The sequence below is a fragment of the Paenimyroides ummariense genome (assembly GCF_900115115.1).
GTDB lineage: Bacteria > Bacteroidota > Bacteroidia > Flavobacteriales > Flavobacteriaceae > Flavobacterium > Flavobacterium ummariense.
In genome coordinates this window covers 1-17,848 of record NZ_FOVI01000038.1, presented here as the reverse complement: position 1 = coordinate 17,848, position 17,848 = coordinate 1, and the positions used below count along the sequence as shown (strand labels likewise).

16 protein-coding genes are annotated in these 17,848 nt (G+C 35.8%); 9 read left to right on the top strand and 7 right to left on the bottom strand.

The window, feature by feature from the left end; translation table 11 throughout:
- Nucleotides 1-183: 183 nt before the first annotated feature.
- Entirely contained in the window at nucleotides 184-1,119 is a 936-nt protein-coding gene (gene queG / locus BM253_RS16010; protein WP_091526315.1) for a tRNA epoxyqueuosine(34) reductase QueG, read from the bottom strand.
- Nucleotides 1,109-2,143: a Holliday junction branch migration DNA helicase RuvB gene (gene ruvB, locus BM253_RS16005; RefSeq protein ID WP_091526313.1), complete on the bottom strand. Its 1,035-nt coding sequence runs from the start codon at nucleotides 2,141-2,143 to the stop codon at nucleotides 1,109-1,111. The genes queG and ruvB overlap by 11 nt, the downstream gene beginning before the upstream one ends.
- 131 nt (nucleotides 2,144-2,274) lie before the next feature.
- Between ruvB and BM253_RS16000 the strand changes: the two genes are divergently transcribed.
- From BM253_RS16000 to BM253_RS15980, 5 genes are all read left to right on the top strand, one after another.
- Complete coding sequence (locus BM253_RS16000) at nucleotides 2,275-2,895, top strand: class I SAM-dependent methyltransferase (protein ID WP_091526311.1); 621 nt, start codon at nucleotides 2,275-2,277, stop codon at nucleotides 2,893-2,895.
- A 101-nt stretch (nucleotides 2,896-2,996) separates the two neighbouring features.
- A complete protein-coding gene (locus tag BM253_RS15995; RefSeq protein WP_091526309.1) occupies nucleotides 2,997-4,469 on the top strand; it encodes a phytoene desaturase family protein in 1,473 nt (490 codons plus the stop codon).
- 3 nt (nucleotides 4,470-4,472) lie between these two features.
- Nucleotides 4,473-5,309, top strand: a complete 837-nt coding sequence (locus BM253_RS15990) for a phytoene/squalene synthase family protein (RefSeq protein WP_091526307.1) — start codon at nucleotides 4,473-4,475, stop codon at nucleotides 5,307-5,309.
- Between the two features lie 36 nt (nucleotides 5,310-5,345).
- A complete protein-coding gene (locus BM253_RS15985; protein WP_091526305.1) occupies nucleotides 5,346-5,804 on the top strand; it encodes a sterol desaturase family protein in 459 nt (152 codons plus the stop codon).
- Nucleotides 5,801-6,496: a lycopene cyclase domain-containing protein gene (locus BM253_RS15980; RefSeq protein ID WP_091526303.1), complete on the top strand. Its 696-nt coding sequence runs from the start codon at nucleotides 5,801-5,803 to the stop codon at nucleotides 6,494-6,496. Before BM253_RS15985 ends, BM253_RS15980 begins: the two co-directional genes overlap by 4 nt.
- 849 nt (nucleotides 6,497-7,345) lie before the next feature.
- Here BM253_RS15980 and BM253_RS15975 read toward each other — a convergent pair.
- Together BM253_RS15975 and BM253_RS15970 are read right to left on the bottom strand one after the other, a co-directional pair.
- Nucleotides 7,346-9,469, bottom strand: coding sequence for a cation:proton antiporter (locus BM253_RS15975; protein WP_091526301.1), 2,124 nt, complete (start codon nucleotides 9,467-9,469; stop codon nucleotides 7,346-7,348).
- A gap of 15 nt (nucleotides 9,470-9,484) precedes the next feature.
- Entirely contained in the window at nucleotides 9,485-10,087 is a 603-nt protein-coding gene (locus BM253_RS15970; protein ID WP_091526299.1) for a hypothetical protein, read from the bottom strand.
- 270 nt (nucleotides 10,088-10,357) lie between these two features.
- Here BM253_RS15970 and BM253_RS15965 point away from each other — a divergent pair, with 270 nt between their 5' ends.
- Together BM253_RS15965 and BM253_RS15960 are read left to right on the top strand one after the other, a co-directional pair.
- Complete coding sequence (locus BM253_RS15965; RefSeq protein ID WP_091526297.1) at nucleotides 10,358-12,370, top strand: BCCT family transporter; 2,013 nt, start codon at nucleotides 10,358-10,360, stop codon at nucleotides 12,368-12,370.
- Nucleotides 12,371-12,488: 118 nt separating this feature from the next.
- Nucleotides 12,489-13,511 carry a hypothetical protein gene (locus BM253_RS15960; protein WP_091526295.1) on the top strand — a complete coding sequence of 341 codons (1,023 nt, stop codon included), beginning with the start codon at nucleotides 12,489-12,491 and terminating at the stop codon, nucleotides 13,509-13,511.
- A gap of 58 nt (nucleotides 13,512-13,569) precedes the next feature.
- On the opposite strand, the gene BM253_RS15955 is transcribed toward BM253_RS15960, so the two are convergent.
- From BM253_RS15955 to BM253_RS15945, 3 genes are all read right to left on the bottom strand, one after another.
- Entirely contained in the window at nucleotides 13,570-14,202 is a 633-nt protein-coding gene (locus BM253_RS15955; RefSeq protein ID WP_091526293.1) for a nitroreductase family protein, read from the bottom strand.
- A gap of 4 nt (nucleotides 14,203-14,206) precedes the next feature.
- Nucleotides 14,207-14,575 carry a DUF1304 domain-containing protein gene (locus tag BM253_RS15950; RefSeq protein ID WP_091526291.1) on the bottom strand — a complete coding sequence of 123 codons (369 nt, stop codon included), beginning with the start codon at nucleotides 14,573-14,575 and terminating at the stop codon, nucleotides 14,207-14,209.
- A gap of 93 nt (nucleotides 14,576-14,668) precedes the next feature.
- On the bottom strand, nucleotides 14,669-15,460 hold the full coding sequence (locus BM253_RS15945) for a glucose 1-dehydrogenase (RefSeq protein ID WP_091526289.1): 792 nt from the start codon (nucleotides 15,458-15,460) through the stop codon (nucleotides 14,669-14,671).
- A 231-nt stretch (nucleotides 15,461-15,691) separates the two neighbouring features.
- Between BM253_RS15945 and BM253_RS15940 the strand changes: the two genes are divergently transcribed.
- On the top strand, nucleotides 15,692-16,006 hold the full coding sequence (locus tag BM253_RS15940) for a hypothetical protein (RefSeq protein WP_177205810.1): 315 nt from the start codon (nucleotides 15,692-15,694) through the stop codon (nucleotides 16,004-16,006).
- A 46-nt stretch (nucleotides 16,007-16,052) separates the two neighbouring features.
- Entirely contained in the window at nucleotides 16,053-17,063 is a 1,011-nt protein-coding gene (locus BM253_RS15935; RefSeq protein WP_091526284.1) for a TQO small subunit DoxD, read from the top strand.
- The last annotated feature ends 785 nt before the right edge of the window (nucleotides 17,064-17,848 follow it).

The window sequence follows — 17,848 nt, the reverse complement described above, 5'->3', positions numbered from 1 at the left end:
ATAAGTCTAAAAGCTTTGCAGAGCGAATGGTGTACTTTGCCAGTTTTGGTTGTTAATAAATTTATGAATTTTTCAAAGAACAAATCTAAAGGCTGGCGCGAGCATCTTGCTCGAGCATATAAATAATTATACTAAGCACAAGCGTCACGCTTGCGCTAGCATCGGTGGAACAGATACAGCAAATTACAAATCGTCTTTATTCAAAAAAGCGATATTCCTCATCAACCCAGAAAACTTAGTACGTTTTACCGCCGATTTTTTAAAAATTTCGTTAAACAATTCATTGGTTAAATCGTTCCATTGCTGTTTGTCGTAATCAATTAATGTAGGTTTTGGCTTAAAAAGTGGTTCGGCATTTGGTTTTGCAAATCGGTTCCACGGACAAACATCTTGGCACACATCGCAACCGTACATCCAATCATCTAACTTGCCGGAAAATTCATCGGGAATGGCATCTTTCAGTTCAATTGTTAAATAAGAAATACATTTGCTGCCGTTCACAATATAAGGCGATTCTATTGCCTGTGTAGGGCAAGCATCGATACAAGCGGTACACGAACCACAGTGATTGGTTGTAGCGGTATCGTACATCAAATCTAAATCAATAATTAATTCGGCAACGAAAAAAAACGATCCTTCGGTTTTACGGATTAAGTTGTTGTTTTTACCAACCCAGCCCAAGCCGCTTTTTGCTGCCCAAGCTTTATCTAACACCGGAGCCGAATCGACAAAAACACGACCATCGACCTCGCCTATTTCATCGTTAATGTAATGTAACAAATCTTTCAACTTGTCTTTTATCACAAAATGATAATCTTCGCCGTAAGCGTATTTTGAAATTTTATAAGAATCGGGATTTTGCTGTTCGGACGGAAAATAATTCAACAACAAAGACACCACCGATTTTGCACCGGGAACCAGCAATCGCGGATCTAATCGTTTATCGAAATGATTTTCCATATACTTCATTTCGCCGTGCATGTTGTTTTTTAACCAACTTTCTAAACGCGGTGCTTCTTCTTCTAAAAAAGTTGCCTGCGAAATACCACAATAAGAAAAGCCCAAATCTTGGGCTTTCTGTTTTATAAACTGTGTGTATTTTTCTTTGTTAGTCATGATCGTTAAACAAACCCGACTGTTTGCCTACATTCTGTCTGCCCAAATGGGCGTATGCTTTTTCGGTAACTTCACGTCCGCGCGGTGTGCGGTAAAGAAATCCTTCCTGAATAAGAAACGGTTCGTACACTTCTTCAATGGTTTCGGAATTTTCTGAAACGGCAGTTGCCAAAGTTGACAAGCCCACCGGACCACCTTTAAATTTATCAATTATGGTCGATAAAATTTTGTTATCCATTTCGTCTAACCCGTATTTATCAACATTCAATGCTTTTAATGCAAAACGAGAAATTTCGATATCGATACGTCCGTTGCCTTTAATCTGTGCAAAATCTCGAACCCTACGCAACAAAGCATTGGCAATACGAGGCGTTCCACGGCTTCGACCGGCAATTTCAATGGCAGCTTCCATATCAATAGGAACCTTTAAAATAGTTGCGCTACGCTCTACAATAGTCGACAATAATTCGATATTATAATACTGTAATCGACTTTGAATGCCGAAACGTGCACGCATTGGTGCGGTTAATAAACCAGAACGTGTAGTTGCACCAACCAGCGTAAAAGGATTCAGGTTGATTTGAACTGAACGTGCATTTGGACCAGATTCAATCATGATATCAATCTTAAAATCTTCCATTGCCGAATACAGATATTCTTCTACAACGGGGCTTAAACGGTGAATTTCATCGATAAACAAAATATCTCGTTCTTCTAAATTGGTTAACAAACCAGCTAAATCTCCGGGTTTATCTAACACAGGACCTGATGTAATTTTGATGCCTACATTTAATTCGTTCGCCAAAATATTAGACAAAGTTGTTTTTCCCAAACCCGGAGGTCCATGAAACAACGTGTGATCTAAAGCTTCGCCACGTAAATTGGCAGCTTTTACAAACACCTTTAAATTCTCTAATACCTGATCTTGACCTGCAAAATCATCAAACGAGAGCGGACGCAGTTTTTTTTCTACATCGATTTCTTCGTTCGAATAATTTTCGTTGGTTGGATTTAAATGTTCGTTCATACAGCAAAGATACTATTTTTACAAATATCTCATTTAAACTTTTCTATACCACATAGTTTTATTGCAACCTATACTTTATAAGATTTATAGATTACCTTTGGTAATACTCACAATCATTGAAAATTACAAAAATGAACTGTACACTTTGCGCTACTTTTTTGACCGAAATGGCTGATGTTGATTATTACATCTGCCCTAACTGTAACGCTTATTTAAAACGTGATGATTTGTATTTTGATGAAGCAAATGAGAAAAATCATTACGAGCAACACAACAATGATGTGAACGATATTGGTTATCAAAATTTTACTGCGCCTGTTACAAATACTGTTTTAGAATATTGTTCTACAGATATGCTTGGTTTAGATTATGGTTGCGGAAAAGGTCCGGTTATTAGCAAACAGCTTCTTGAAAAAGGCTTTCGGGTTGATTTGTACGATCCTTATTTTTATCCGGATACTCCGTACTTACATAAAACCTACAATTTTATCTTTAGTTGCGAGGTATTTGAACATTTTTATAATCCTTTTGAAGAGATAAACAAATTAAACTCTATTCTAAAAGTAGGCGGATTGTTAATTATTAAAACGCATTTATACAACAATCAAACCGATTTTAAAAACTGGTACTACCGTAAAGATTTAACGCATGTTTTTATTTACACCTTTAAAACGTTTGAATACATTGCCAAACATTTTGGGTTTGATATTGTTAGGTTAGAAGAAAAATTGGTGGTTTTAAGGAAGATGTGAAAGAGTGCAATAAAAATAATATATTTAGAAACAATTAAATTTAAAAATAAAGTATATTTGTACACTATATTAATACTTTTTTAAAGTAACAAAATCGTGTAATGAAAAAGAAAATAGCTGTTATAGGTTCGGGTTTTTCTGGGTTGTCTGCTGCTGCGTATGCTGCAAAAGCCGGCAATGAGGTTCATGTATTTGAAAAGCACGACCGACCAGGAGGCAGAGCCAGACAGTTTACAACCGATAACGATTATGTTTTTGACATGGGCCCAAGTTGGTATTGGATGCCGGACATCATAGAAAATTTCTTTGCAGATTTTGGTTATAAATCAGCAGATTTTTATGAGCTTGTTTCGTTGAATCCTCAGTTTGAGATGATTTTTTCGGATACTAAAATTGCGGTTCCCAAAAATTATGAAGAATTAAAGCAAACCGTTGAACAAATTGAAACCGGAGCTGCTGTTCAGCTTGATCGTTTTATGGAATCGGCAAAATTCAAATATCAGGTAGGCATGCAGGAATTCGTTAACAAACCATGCTACAATTGGTTAGAATTTGCATCGCCAAAAATTGCAGTCAGTGCGCTAAAGCTTGATCTGCTTACGAATTTTAGAAAGTATGTTTCCAAATACTTCAAAAATCCAAAGCTACGGGCACTGATGGAATTTCCGGTTATTTTCCTTGGCGCATCGCCTAAAAATATTCCCGCTTTGTACAGTCTTATGAATTATGGAGGCTACGCTTTGGGAACGCGTTATCCAATGGGCGGTTTTTACAGTTTGGTATCAGCAATGAAAAAAGTTGCAGAAAATCAGGGTGTGCATTTTCACTTTAATCATTCAATTGAAAAAATTCATGTCGAAAATAACCGTGCGGTTTCGATTGAAGTTAACGGAAAAATTTTGGAATTTGATAGCATCATCGCATCATCAGACTATCATCATACCGAAAGTCTTTTAGATGATCAATATAAAAATTACGATGAGAATTACTGGGAAAATCGAACTTTTGCTCCATCGAGCCTTATTTTTTATTTAGGAATTAAAGAGCGTATTCCGAACCTTACCCATCACACGTTGTTTTTTGAAAATGATTTAGACGAACATATCGACTGCATTTACGAAGAAAAGAAATGGCCAGAAAAACCGTTGTTCTATGCCTGTTGCCCATCAAAAACCGATCCTTCAACAGCACCCGAAAATTGTGAAAATCTATTTTTATTAATGCCTGTTGCTACCGGAATTAACGATGATGAATCGATAAGGGAACATTATTTGAAGGAACTATTGAATAGGATTGAAAAACATACCGGAGCAGAAAATCTGTACGATAAAATCGACTATAAAAAAAGTTACTGCGTATCAGATTTCATTCAAGATTACAATGCTTATGGCGGAAATGCCTACGGATTGGCAAACACGCTGAATCAAACCGCTGTGCTGAAACCAAAAATTCGCAACAAAAAAGTTCACAATTTATTTTACACCGGACAACTTACCGTTCCCGGACCGGGAGTTCCGCCCGCAATAATATCGGGAAAAATAGTCGCTAAAGAAGTCAACAAAATAAAAATATAAGCTATGAAAAAATTGTTTGATGAATTGGCTTACGAAGTAAGCAAGAAAACCACCGAGAAGTACAGCACCAGTTTTTCACTGGGCATTTTGGCACTGAAACCCGCCATTCGCAAAAGCATTTACGCTATTTACGGCTATGTACGCCTTGCAGACGAAATTGTTGATAGTTTTCATGGTTACGATAAAGAAAAATTACTAAACAGACTAACCATTGAAACCGAAACTGCATTGCAAGAAGGCATCTCGCTGAACCCTATTTTACAGTCGTTTCAAGAAACTGTGAATAATTATGATATCGACCGAAAACTTATTGATCAGTTTTTACACAGCATGTCTATGGATCTGCATAAGGTTGATTATAACTCTGAACTTTACAACGAATACATTTACGGATCTGCCGAAGTGGTTGGATTGATGTGTTTACAGGTTTTTACCGAAGGAAACAGAAAGCAGTTTGATGAACTGAAACCTTATGCAATGAAACTGGGATCGGCTTTTCAAAAGATTAATTTTCTGAGAGATTTAAAAGAGGATTATCAAACTTTGGGGCGCAGTTATTTTCCGAATGTTGATATGGAACTTTTCGACCGTGACATCAAATATCAAATCGAAAAAGAAATCGAAGAAGAATTTGCTGAAGCCTTAATCGGAATAAAAAAACTACCAAATTCATCAAAATTCGGAGTTTATCTGGCCTACAAATATTATCTGGTGTTGTTTTCGAAAATCAAAAAGAAATCACCGGTAGAAATATTATCAAACAGAACCCGCGTTCCCAATGCACAAAAAGCATACGTGGCATTTAAAAGTTATCTGCGTTATAAAGTCGCTGTTTTGTAACATTCCGAATGAAAATCGTTTAAAAAGAGAATTGCTATGAATTTTTTAATTGCACTTATCACTTTCGTATTGATGGAAGGAGCTACCTGGCTGATTCACAAGTATATTATGCACGGCTTTTTATGGACGCTGCATAAAGACCATCACGACCACAGTACCGAAGGTGCTTTTGAACGGAACGATTATTTTTTTGTGATATTTGCCTTGCCAACCATCGCTTTGATGTATTTTGGTTCGCTTGCCAATTTCAATTACGTTTTTTACATAGGATTGGGCATTATGTTTTACGGCATGACCTATTTTTTTGTGCATGATATATTTATACACCAACGTTTTAAGTTTCTTACCCGAACAAAAATCCCGTATTTTATGGCATTGCGCCGTGCACATAAACAGCATCACAAGCACATTGGTAAAGAACACGGGGAATGTTTCGGCTTTTTGTATGTTCCATTCAAGTATTTTAAAATGTACGCCAAAACTTCCAAAAAATGATTTCGTATACTTACTCCGCCATTTTGTTTTTCACAGTGATTGTCTGTTTTATTGCATCGTTTGACCATAGAATTAAATTCAACCGTTATTTTGTTCCGTTCATAAAAGCTGCAATTGTTGTAGCGATTCCCTTTATTTTATGGGATGTCTGGTTTACATCAAAAGGCGTTTGGTGGTTTAACAATGATTATACGCTTGGAATTATCTTGGCAGGACTTCCCTTGGAAGAATGGCTGTTTTTTATATGTATTCCGTTTTCGTGTGTGTTTACCTATTTTTGTTTTGATCTGTTTTTTAAGTGGAACAAACTCAGCAGTTTTAATAACATCATTGTTTTTGTAAGCATTATAGTTTGTTCTTTGATTGCGCTGCTACATTACGATAAAATTTATACGCTGGTAACAGCAGTAGCAACTATTTTAACCCTTATTTATCTGCATTTTATTGCTCGCGTACCTTGGATTAGCAAAGCATCGGCAGTATATACCATATTAATGTTAGGCTTTTTCCCTGTAAATGGAATCTTAACGGGTACCGGTTTGGAATCGCCAATTGTAAATTATAATCCGAATGATTTTTTAGGAATAAGAATGATTACAATACCTGTAGAAGATGCTGTTTACGGATATACACAGTTTTTATTGGTGCTTTATTTCTTTAAACGTTTTAAAGGAATTACGAATGAAGATTAAAATTAATAATGTTCTCTTTTATTTTAAGGAATATTATCACAAAAAAGACATCCCTTAAAGATGCCTAAGTTACTACCCAATAAAAAACAACATTAATTTATATTCAAAAATTGTTAAATAAAATTTTCTCCCAACCAAAACAGTATCGGAAATAATAAACTAAGCACAACCCAAATTGCATAAGATAATTTTTGTTTCATAACCACACTGATTTAAGAGATTAAAAATTCTAATTCATCACTCAGTAAAAATACAAAATAATTTTTACATTTAGTGTATTTAAATACTATTTTTAAAAGTATTTTAGTTTTTATATACACATAAATTAGTTTATTTTTTACACAATTTGTAGAATAATTTCTCTTAACGATTTAATGATTATATGAATTTTTATGTAAAAATAGAATTGTATCTATTGAAATACTGCATTAACATTGAAAACATATACTTACTAATATTTTGTTAAGAATTGGCATACGCTTTGAAATAAACATTATGCTTTGAAATAGAAATGAAACCTTTATTGGTCTAAATGCCCGTCTTTTTGATGGGCGTTTTTATTATACAGAATTTGCTGAGTAATTTTTAACATATAAAGTGAGTGTTAAACACTCACTTTATATGTAACCGCTGTAAAAAGTAAAAACCTAATACCAAGTCATGACCTTCGGTTTATCCATACCTTAATACTTCCAACATAATGCCATTCTAAAAACTATATAAATTCTAACATAATTTTAATAGATTTATTAAGTAGTACAGATGCCCCTTATATCTGGTAAATTACAGCTTTTAACTAAGTCAAAATTTAGCTTTACTTTTAAACCAGTCGTGATAATCGTTAGTGTTTTATTTAAACAACTTCCCTACAATGTTTCCAATTTCTACGAAATCGCCGTGGTTGTTTACGGATCTTTCCTCGGTATTGTCAACTTGGCTTCCTTGGTATGGATAAACCAGCAGGTAATTTTTATCGAGAAAATCTTTGTTAAGCAATGCCGGCATACGACTCATTTGCGGAAAATAAGAAGCCATGCCCCTTTTTGCCATCAACATAATAAGTCCCTGATTGTCGCTGATGTCAGATAATACCGCTTCTACTTCTTTCCATGAATTTATTTCATTGAATTCAGCTTCGATATTTACTTTTTTAATGACTCTTTTAAGGATTCTGATGGAAGATGCTGTTGCATAAAAATCGACCTTCGCACCGGTATTTCTGGCAATATTCCATACACGTAACAAACAATGAAAAAATCCGGGTTCTAAATGCGATTTAGACGGAATAATTACAATTTGTCTTTTTATGGTTGCAATAGGCTGTGCGGCATGATATACAAATACATTAGTTTGTTTGCTTTGCAAATAACCATTATAGAGGTTGTAAACGAAAGACGAAGAAAATTCCCTACCGTTTTCTAAACCTACTACTAAATCTGTAACCTTTTTTTCTTTAATTACATTGTTTATTCCGTTAACAACATCGCTGTCGTAACGTGTAAGTGGAGTTAAAACCTCATCGGCTGCTGAAGCCTTAATTACGGCATCGTGCAATATTTTTTCTGCATTTTTGACCGATGAATCGTTTTTTTCTTCATTGATTACATTCAGCGCAAAGAGTCCGTCCTTATTTTTTTTATCTTTTATAATTACAGCCAAATTAACCATCGCATCTACCGTTTCAGGATAATTAACAGCCAACAGAACATTCTCTTTTTCGTCTGTCTCTCCTGCAACTGTATCTTCTTTATCTGCTTCTGCAATTTTTTCTGCACTTGCCAGCGATATAAACGACGATATGGTACAAGAAACCAAGATAAGCAGAATGCTTCCGTTTAATACGTGTTCATTCAAAAGGCGGACAGGTTCTCCTGCAGCGGTTTCAGAAATAATAATATTGTATCCTACCATTACCGCTGCCAGTGTTGCAGCTGCCGAAGCCGAACTTAATCCGAAAATAAGTTTTCCTTGTTCCTTATTCAGCTTAAACGTTTTGCGTGTTAAAACTGCCGCAAGGTATTTTCCGGCAATAGACGCAACAAGCATAATAGAAGCAACCGTTATGGTATCCCAACTTTTGAAAAACACACTGAAATCGATCAGCATACCAACACTTATCAAAAAGAACGGAATAAAAATGGCATTTCCAACAAATTCTACCCTGTTCATAAGCGAAGATGTATGCGGAATAAGCCTGTTAAGTGCCAACCCTGCCAAGAAAGCTCCGATGATGGCTTCAACCCCGGCTACTTCGGCAAGCAATGCTGCAAGGTAAATCATTACCAAAACAAAAATGTATTGTGATATTTTATCTTTTACATTTTTAAAAAACCAGCGTGCGATGATTGGAAAAATCAATAAAACTACCAATCCAAATACCAATATAGAAAGCGATAATCTTAACCAGAATTCGGTACCTACTTCTCCTTGTGCCATTCCTACACAGGCTGCCAGTACCAAAAGCGCCAAAATATCGGTTATCATAGTTCCGCCGACTGTTATGTTTACCGCCAGATTTTTTGCCACGCCCAGTTTGCTAACCAGCGGATAGGCAATTAGGGTGTGCGATGAAAAAAGACTTGCAAAAAGTATAGACGTAAGCAGGTTGAAATTTAGCAGATAATATGCCCCAATAAACCCCAGAACAAACGGAACTATAAACGTATAGATACCAAAGCCCATACTTTTCCATTTATTCTTTTTAAAATCGCCCATATCAATTTCCAATCCGGCTAAAAACATAATGTACAGCAAACCCGTTGTTCCGGTTACCACAATACTGCTATCACGCGCCAATATATTGAAACCATTGGGTCCAATAGCAGCACCCGCAATAATAAGACCCAGCAAATGCGGCACCTTGATTTTGTTTAAAAGCAACGGGGCAAAAAGTATAATGATAAGCAGCAACAGAAACTTTAACACAGGATCTGCAATGGGCAACGATACGTTTTGTATAGAGAGAAGTAACATTTAATATATGTTTTATTATTTTTTATTAGAAGAAGGTCTGGTAAACTCAACAGTAAATTTTGCTGTACAGTCACTATCGATCGTAATGGTATGCGAACCTTTCATTTTATCGTTATTTATTTCGCTCAAGGTGGTTTGCATAGCAACCGTTTTACTTACCGCAGGATCTGTTTTAAAAGAAAGAACAATATTATTTCCGTTAAAAGCCGCATTGTATGTACGTACTATTTGATTTTTATTATTCAGCAGATCAGCATAGAGATTAAGCGAATCACTTTTAAATTCCCATGTATCTACCCTTTGATCTCCAATGACATAATCACTACAATTAGATTCTACACAAACCAATCTGCCGTTCCATCTGCCGGCAAGATGCTGTGGCCAAAACTTTACCACCGAACTTAAAGAATCGTTTAAAATCCTTAATGAATCTGCCTTCACAATACTGTCTTTCATTTGTAAAAGAGCCTGATACTCCTTTTCTACATTTGCAAAAGAATCAATACGCAACTGCAGATCAAGTTCGCGCTGCCGCAATTGCTCTTCGCTATTTTTATTGTTACAGCTTACCAGCAATATTATACTTAACAGAAACGTTAGAAAAGGAATTTTCTTCATTATACTTACTTTTTTCAATTAAAATTTCACTTATAATTGTAAGATACAAAAAAAATCGGGTTTAAAAAATTTGGTGTGTCAATTTAAGGCTTCTTATAAATAAATCAATCAAACTCAAAATCAAAAGTAAATAATAGAAATGTATCATGCTACAAACTTTACTTTGCGTGGATGATTTTGAAAGCCAATTATTTTTAAGTAGATATTTATAGCACGTAAATAAGTTTTTAGTTTTAAATTAGATATTAGAAAATCTGCTAAAATATTGTTATGTCACATTTTAAGATAAGAACCACATTGAGCAAAGGTGTGGTTGTGCCCAGTTTATTTTTTATTCTTACTATTTGTTTGCTTTCTGCGGTGTATCCCGTTTTTACCGAAAACCTGCTGAACAGTGTAAAGAGTTTTATTTTTGTTAATTTAAATTGGATATATGTTTGGTCTGTTACCGCATTTGTCCTTTTTCTGGTTTATCTTATGTTCAGTAAGTACGGAAATATAAGATTAGGCAGAAACAACAGCAAACCCGATTATTCTTTCTTTTCATGGATTTCGATGCTTTTTGCTGCCGGAATGGGAATTGGACTAATGTATTTTGGTGTAGCAGAACAAATGCAGCATTATTCTAACAATGTATTTGCAGCAAATACGCCTATACAGCGTGCAAAAGATGCCCAGCTGTTTACCTTTTTTCATTGGGGGATACATGCATGGGCAATTTACGGAATTGTAGGTTTGGCGTTATCGTATTTCACCTCTCGTTACAGATTGCCTTTATCATTGCGTAGTTGTTTTTATCCGCTGCTTAAAGATAAAATAAAGGGACGCTGGGGAAATACCATTGATATTTTTGCACTTTGCAGTACATTTTTCGGCATTACCACCACATTGGGTTTTGGTGTGGTACAGATCAACTCGGGATTGGAATCGTTGGGAATTGTATCAGAAAGCAGTTTTACAAACCAAATACTTATTGTTACGGTTCTGGTATCACTTTCTATTCTTTCGGCAGTAAGCGGTGTAGATAAAGGCATACGCATTTTAAGTAACATCAACATTATTGGTGTGCTTATACTACTTTTCTTTATTCTGTTTCTGGGTCCTACCGTTTATCTTATTGGCAGTTTTACCGAAGGTCTTGGTAATTATATCAGCAGTTTTTTTAGTCTAACTTTCAATACTCACGTTTACGAAGCAGATATGCAGCCTTGGTTTCATAATTGGACAATTCTTTACTGGGCATGGTGGATTTCGTGGGCACCTTATGTAGGCTTGTTTATTGCAAAAATTTCTAAAGGTAGAACCATACGCGAATTCATTGCGGCTGTTTTGCTTATTCCTACCCTATTTAATTTTATATGGATGTCGGTTTTGGGTAACAGCGCTATTTGGTTTGATATGAACATTGCACAAGGTGCATTAAGCGATATGGCATCGAATCCCGATGCGTTAATGTTCGGTTTTTTAGAATATCTGCCCTTAACGGAATTTGCCAGTTATTTTACAGTTGCCATAATTGTGATCTTTTTTGTAACATCTGCCGATTCAGGAATGTTTGTCATGAACAACATAGCAACCAAAAATGCACGTATTTCACCAAAATGGCAAACTGTAGGTTGGGGAATACTGCTATCGGGACTTGCATTATTATTACTTAATGCCGGCGGATTGGCAGCTTTGCAAAGTATGACGCTTATTACTGCCCTACCCTTTTCTGTGGTAATGCTGTTGTTTATTGTTAGTCTTGTTAAAGCACTGGCAATCGACCAAAATTATTATGAACGTGATTTTTCATTAACCACAATACCTTGGTCTGGAACCTTATGGAAAGATCGATTAAAAACCATTGTATCTTACAAAGATAAAGCAGCAGTACAAAATTTTATTAACACCACGGTTAAAGAGGCATTTACCGAGTTGCAGCACGAATTTGCAGAAAATGGCATAGAAGTTCGACTTAATACGCATGAACAGCCATTGGGTTGTAAGTTGGAAATAAAGTATGATGTAGTAAATAATTTTGTTTATGGTGTACGATTAGAATCAAGAGCCGTATCGGACTATCTTTTAAATGAAGAAAACCTTCCGGATGTGGAACAGAACCGAACGTATTTCCCAAAATCGTATTTCGGCGATGACAGAAAAGGATATGATGTTCAGGTTTTTACCAAAAACGAACTCATTTCAGACGTATTGAAACATTACGAACGCTTTATAGAAATTATTTCCGAAGAGCGTAACGAACTATTTGTTAGCAGCGATTCTAACCACAGACTAAAATAATTCTGAAACATTTCCAACCTTTTTGTATTTATTTCCGTCTATCTATAAAATAGGAAATACTTAACAACAAATTCCTAATAACATCAATACAAATTATTCCAACCTAACCCCTAACTAAATGAAAAACCTAAAAACAGTTATTGCCCTACTGCTGCTATCACAAACTATTTGTACCGCACAAACACAATTTAAGAATTGTGCAGATAACACGCTGTTGCAAAATGTCATTGTAAACAATGCTGCCACGAAAGAATGGATCGGAAATACTAACGAACAAGGTATGCTTACTATTCCTGCTAATGTTTCTGAAATTGAAGCATCGCATCCTACTTTTGGTTTGCTGACTATGGCAAACGCAACAGGAACAATATGTACAGACGAATCGGGCGATGTACTGGCAGAACTTGTTATTGAAACGGGAGCCCATGTTACCAAAACGCTTTTAGAAGCTTTAGATCATTCGTTTGCAACCTATAAAAAAGCCAACAAGGGAAAAAAACATTATCAAATAGATTTTAAACTTACAGAACAACAACAGCCTTTGGAAACTTTTACCGGCATACTGGCATTGGGGAATGTGTTCAACAGTTCTTTTAACAATTATACCATTAAATGGACCGAAGCCATTAAGGATAACAAATCGTTCAACAAATTACCAAGGTATCAATATATTGCTCATGTTAGCGAGATTTTTTTTGCTGAAAAAAAGAACTTCGACAAATTAAAAAAACAGATACAAAGCAGTACCGTACAACGCATTGGTAACCAATATTATATATCTGAAAAAGGAAGCAACGAATTTATTACTATTGATGCAGATCCAAAAACAAAACTGGTAACGGCTTATGTAAACACGCAGCTTTTAACCGACAAAAAGCAGTATGCATTTGAAAAGAACGACCGCCAAACCATGGGAAAAGTTGCTATGAACTTTGTAACTGCTGCCGATGATTATTTTGTGGATGATTTATCTGTTGAAGCCAAATTTTTGATCGATCAGAAAAATTACGAAACCGAAAGTTTTATCAAACAGAAAAAAATGACAAAAGATCAAGAGAAAAAACTGGAAGGAAAAGGTGTTGTAGGTTTTGCAATGGATTACGTAAAACAATTAGATGCGTATCTTAACTCATTAAAATAAATATCCGATCAGTATATAAAAAAAGCAGATAAGAGTATTTCTTTATCTGCTTTTTTATTTAGAATTCCATTACAAATTCTTCTTTAGGAACACGCACTTTTTTCATTGATCCCACCCAGTCTTTTTCCTGATCGGCGTAGCCAACGTACATGAGTGAAACACTTTTTAATCCGTGCTTTTTAAGATCCAGCACCTCATCAACCCATTCGTTATTAAAACCTTCTACGGGTGTGGTATCGATCTTTAATTCGGCTGCCTGAGCCAATGCCAATCCTAACGCAATATAAGTTTGACGTGCGGTATGTGCAAAATTCAATTCGGCAGGTTGCGGCAGATAAATCGATTTTAACTTATCGGTATAACTTCCAAATCGACCTTTAGGCAAACCACGTTCTTCAGTTGTAAAATCGTACACTTTGTCTATACGTTCTTCGGTGTACCGATCCCAAGCTGCGAAAATAATTACATGCGAAGCATCGCGCATACAGTCGGGATTCAACGCTCCTTTTGCTAATTTTTCTTTAATTTCTGCATTGCGAACTACAATTACCTTAAATGGCTGCAACCCGGAAGATGTAGGGGCTAAACGTGCGGCTTCTACAATTTGTGCGATGTGTTCTTCGCTTATTTTTTTTGATGGATCATACGCTTTAACGGCATGTCTCCAATTTAAATTATCTATTAACGACATTTTTTTATTTTGAAATTAGTACAAATACTATTGCTATAAGGGCAGGAAGTGCCTGTACAAAGAATATTTTTTTTGAAGCAGTCAAGGCTCCGAAAATACCGGCAACTGCCACGCAACCCAGAAAAAACAATCTGATGTTACTGCTCCATTCGGGATTTTCAATAAAGAAAGACCAGATTAAACCTGCTGACAGAAAACCATTGTAAAGTCCTTGATTTGCTGCCAAACCTTTTGTAGGTTTAAAAAGCTCATGAGGCAATGATTTTCCAAAAGTTTTCTTTCCGGCTGTTTCCCATGCGAACATTTCCATCCATAGAATGTAAAGGTGTTCTACTGCCACCAATGCGATTAGTATTGCTGCTGCTGTTTGCATACGCTTTCGTTATTTAACGATTGTTAGATTTACTTCGATACTCTAACAATCTATTTTAAAGCAAATTTATAAATTTCTTGCTATTAAACTTCCCTACGAATTACCGTACATGTTCGATTCACCACCATCTATGGCAATAACCTGTCCAGAAACGTATCCGTTTTGATCGCTTAAAAGATAAGCCACCAGATTACCAACATCAGTAGGATCTCCCAACCTTCTGGTAGGATTTCGAGATGCATATTCTGTTTCGGCAGCTTTAGGATCTTGCGGATTTACCTGTTTAAATGCTTCGGCAACCATAGGCGTTAAAATCGCACCCGGCGCAATAGCATTTGTAAGGATATTGTCTTTACCGTATTCCAACGCTGCATTCTTTGTCATACCTGCAACGGCGTGTTTAGTAGCCACGTAAGCCGTTTGGTTTAAAACTCCTCTAATTCCGCCAACAGATGCCACGTTTACAATTCGTCCGCCACCGTTTTTCTGCATTTCCGGAATTACGTACTTCATACCGTAATAAACACCCAGCAAATTAATATCGATCACTTTCTTGAATACTTCCATATCATAATCAATCAACGGAGCTTGTTTACCTTCAATTCCTGCATTATTATAAAGTCCGTCAACCTTACCAAACCTCTGTACCGTTTGGTCGACATAATTTTTCACGTTTTCTTCCACAGAAACATCTGCAGTAACTACCAGAAATTCACTATCAGGATATTTTGAAGATAATTCTGTTTTCGCTTTTTCCAAAGCTTCCGGGTTATAATCTACAAGTGTTATGTGTGCACCTTTCGCAGCCAACACATCAGCGGCAGCAAATCCCAATCCCATTGCTGCTCCGGTAACAATAATTACCTTTCCTTTTAAATCAGACATAATTTTTGTTTTAAAATTCACAATACAAGTTACAACAATGGAGGTTCATGCACACTTAATGCAGATTAATTTATGATTATGATGTGATGCGGGATGTTGGCTGTTGGATGAAGTTCTTTATTTGAAAATTAAGCACAGATAATGTTAGAAAAATAACGTATATTCGTGTCAATGCATACAATCGCAAAACATATCAGCACTTTAAAGCACCTGTTAACAATGTGCCTTCTTTTGTTTGCATTAAGTTCCTGCGCGGTAAAAGAGTCTCTTTTGGGATTGGTTCAAACCGATTATGCCAAACCTGCGAATCGATCACAGACCACTACTCAAAACGGATTTTGCAGTTATATGGTTGCGACAGGCAAAGAGGTTTCGGTTACTGATCATTCAAAAATTAAAAATAGAAAAGAGTCTGATCTTTTTACAGGCAACAATCTGTTAGGAATCAGTTCCAAGAAAACCACGCAATTATATTCCAAAACATTTTCGGGCAACAGTCCGCCAAAATACATTTTATACAACCGTTTGAAACTGCATATCGTGTAATACTTTATTACTCATAGTTTTTTTACGTTTAATTAAAATATATTTTATGAAATATTACACAAAACGTTCGGCTTATTCTACAGCCGGACTGTTTACCCTATCGTTACGATGGGTTTTAGGTTGGACTTATTTTTCAGCCTTTTGGAGAAGACTTATTTTAGAAAATAAATTAATTCCCGATGAAGCCGGTTACATAGGCGAAAAATTCAACCACTTTCTTCCAAATGCACTGGGTATTAAACCAATTATAGAATATCTGGTATCACACCCCGATGCATTACAAACATCAATGATTATTTTTACGATTGTTGAAGCAGTTGTAGGCTTGTTTATAATTCTGGGACTTTTTACCCGATTGATGAGTGTAGGTGTATTTTTTCTCGCTTTAGGAATTTTACTCGGTTCTGGCTGGCTGGGAACAACCTGTTTAGACGAATGGCAGATTGGCGTGCTAGGAATAGCCGGTGGTTTTACACTTTTTTTATCAGGAAGCAGTGCTTTTTCATTAGATCAATATCTGATTAATAAAAAGCAATCCTTTACAAACAAAAAGTGGTTTGCATTTTTAGGATCGGGAGTTCTTCCACTAAAACACTTGCAAATAATTGTTTTAACAGGATCGATACTTATTTTTGGTCTGACTCTCTTTACCAACCAGTATTTCCACGGAGGTGTGTTTGGGACACTTCACAACAAATCGGTAAAGCCGAAAGTAGAAATATCAAACATTCGTTACAACGATTCACAACTTACTTTTCAGCTATTTCGGGTGGAAGGTGCCGATGTATATGGCTCTTTTCTGATAGGTATCAGCATTTTAGACGAAAAAGGACAGGTTGTGAAACATATTGATCAGAATGAACTCGCTAAATTTGCTACAGGCAACATACACAATTACTACGTAGCTAAAATAAAACCAGGAACGCACAGCCTGATACTGCCTCTTGGTGCAAAAGCAGATTTAACTGTTGAATTGGGAACTATCCAATTAACCGAGGGTTATTCTTTGAAACTGATAGACATCAGCGGAATTGAATGGATTTCGAGGATTGAATAACGTCTTTTAAATAAAAAAAGAGAAACACTTTACACTGCCCCCAAAAAGTTAGACACTTTTGGGGGCAGTGTACTTTCGTATTTCACTTTTTTAGTAGCCAACGAAGAGTACATATCGAAATATTTTGTTGAACATTTGGAGCGAATTGCAAATATGTATAATGACGATTATCCATTTTACGCTAATAAATATTATTAGTTTCATTAATTCTTTCAATTAGTTTAGCAACTGTTTTTTAATCTTTTAAAGCGAAAATTACTCTTTGATAATGCAGATGATTCTAAAAGTTTAACCTTTTTAATTGTGTACGCAAGACGAGATTTACCCTCTCAATATTGTTTGTTCAAAAACGTACGTTAAACCAAGCTACTGCAATTTCGGTTGCCGGGGCTCAACGTTAAAACAGCTTGAGTAGTTATCGGTTGTACCTGCCAAGTTGCTGCACCTGGGCGACACCCGTAATTTAAATCAATGTACAGTTTGTAAAATTAATTGCTTGATTACTTGTTTTAATCTTAGAATGCTCAGTGACCACAAGCTCAGTGACGGTTTGATTTTTATCTTCGTTATTTGGTTTCTAATCGTTTATTGGTTGAGATCCCTCGTTACCTCGGGATGACAAACTGTATATTTTATTTGGTTTTGGTTTGGTTGTTTTTGGGTTTGGTAATTTGTTTTTTTTATACTGACTTCTCGACAAGCTCCTTTAGATTTGTATTTATAAAAATAAGTAAATTTATCATAAAGAGAAAAGTGTTTAAGTAAACTATTACCCGCTCAGAGAA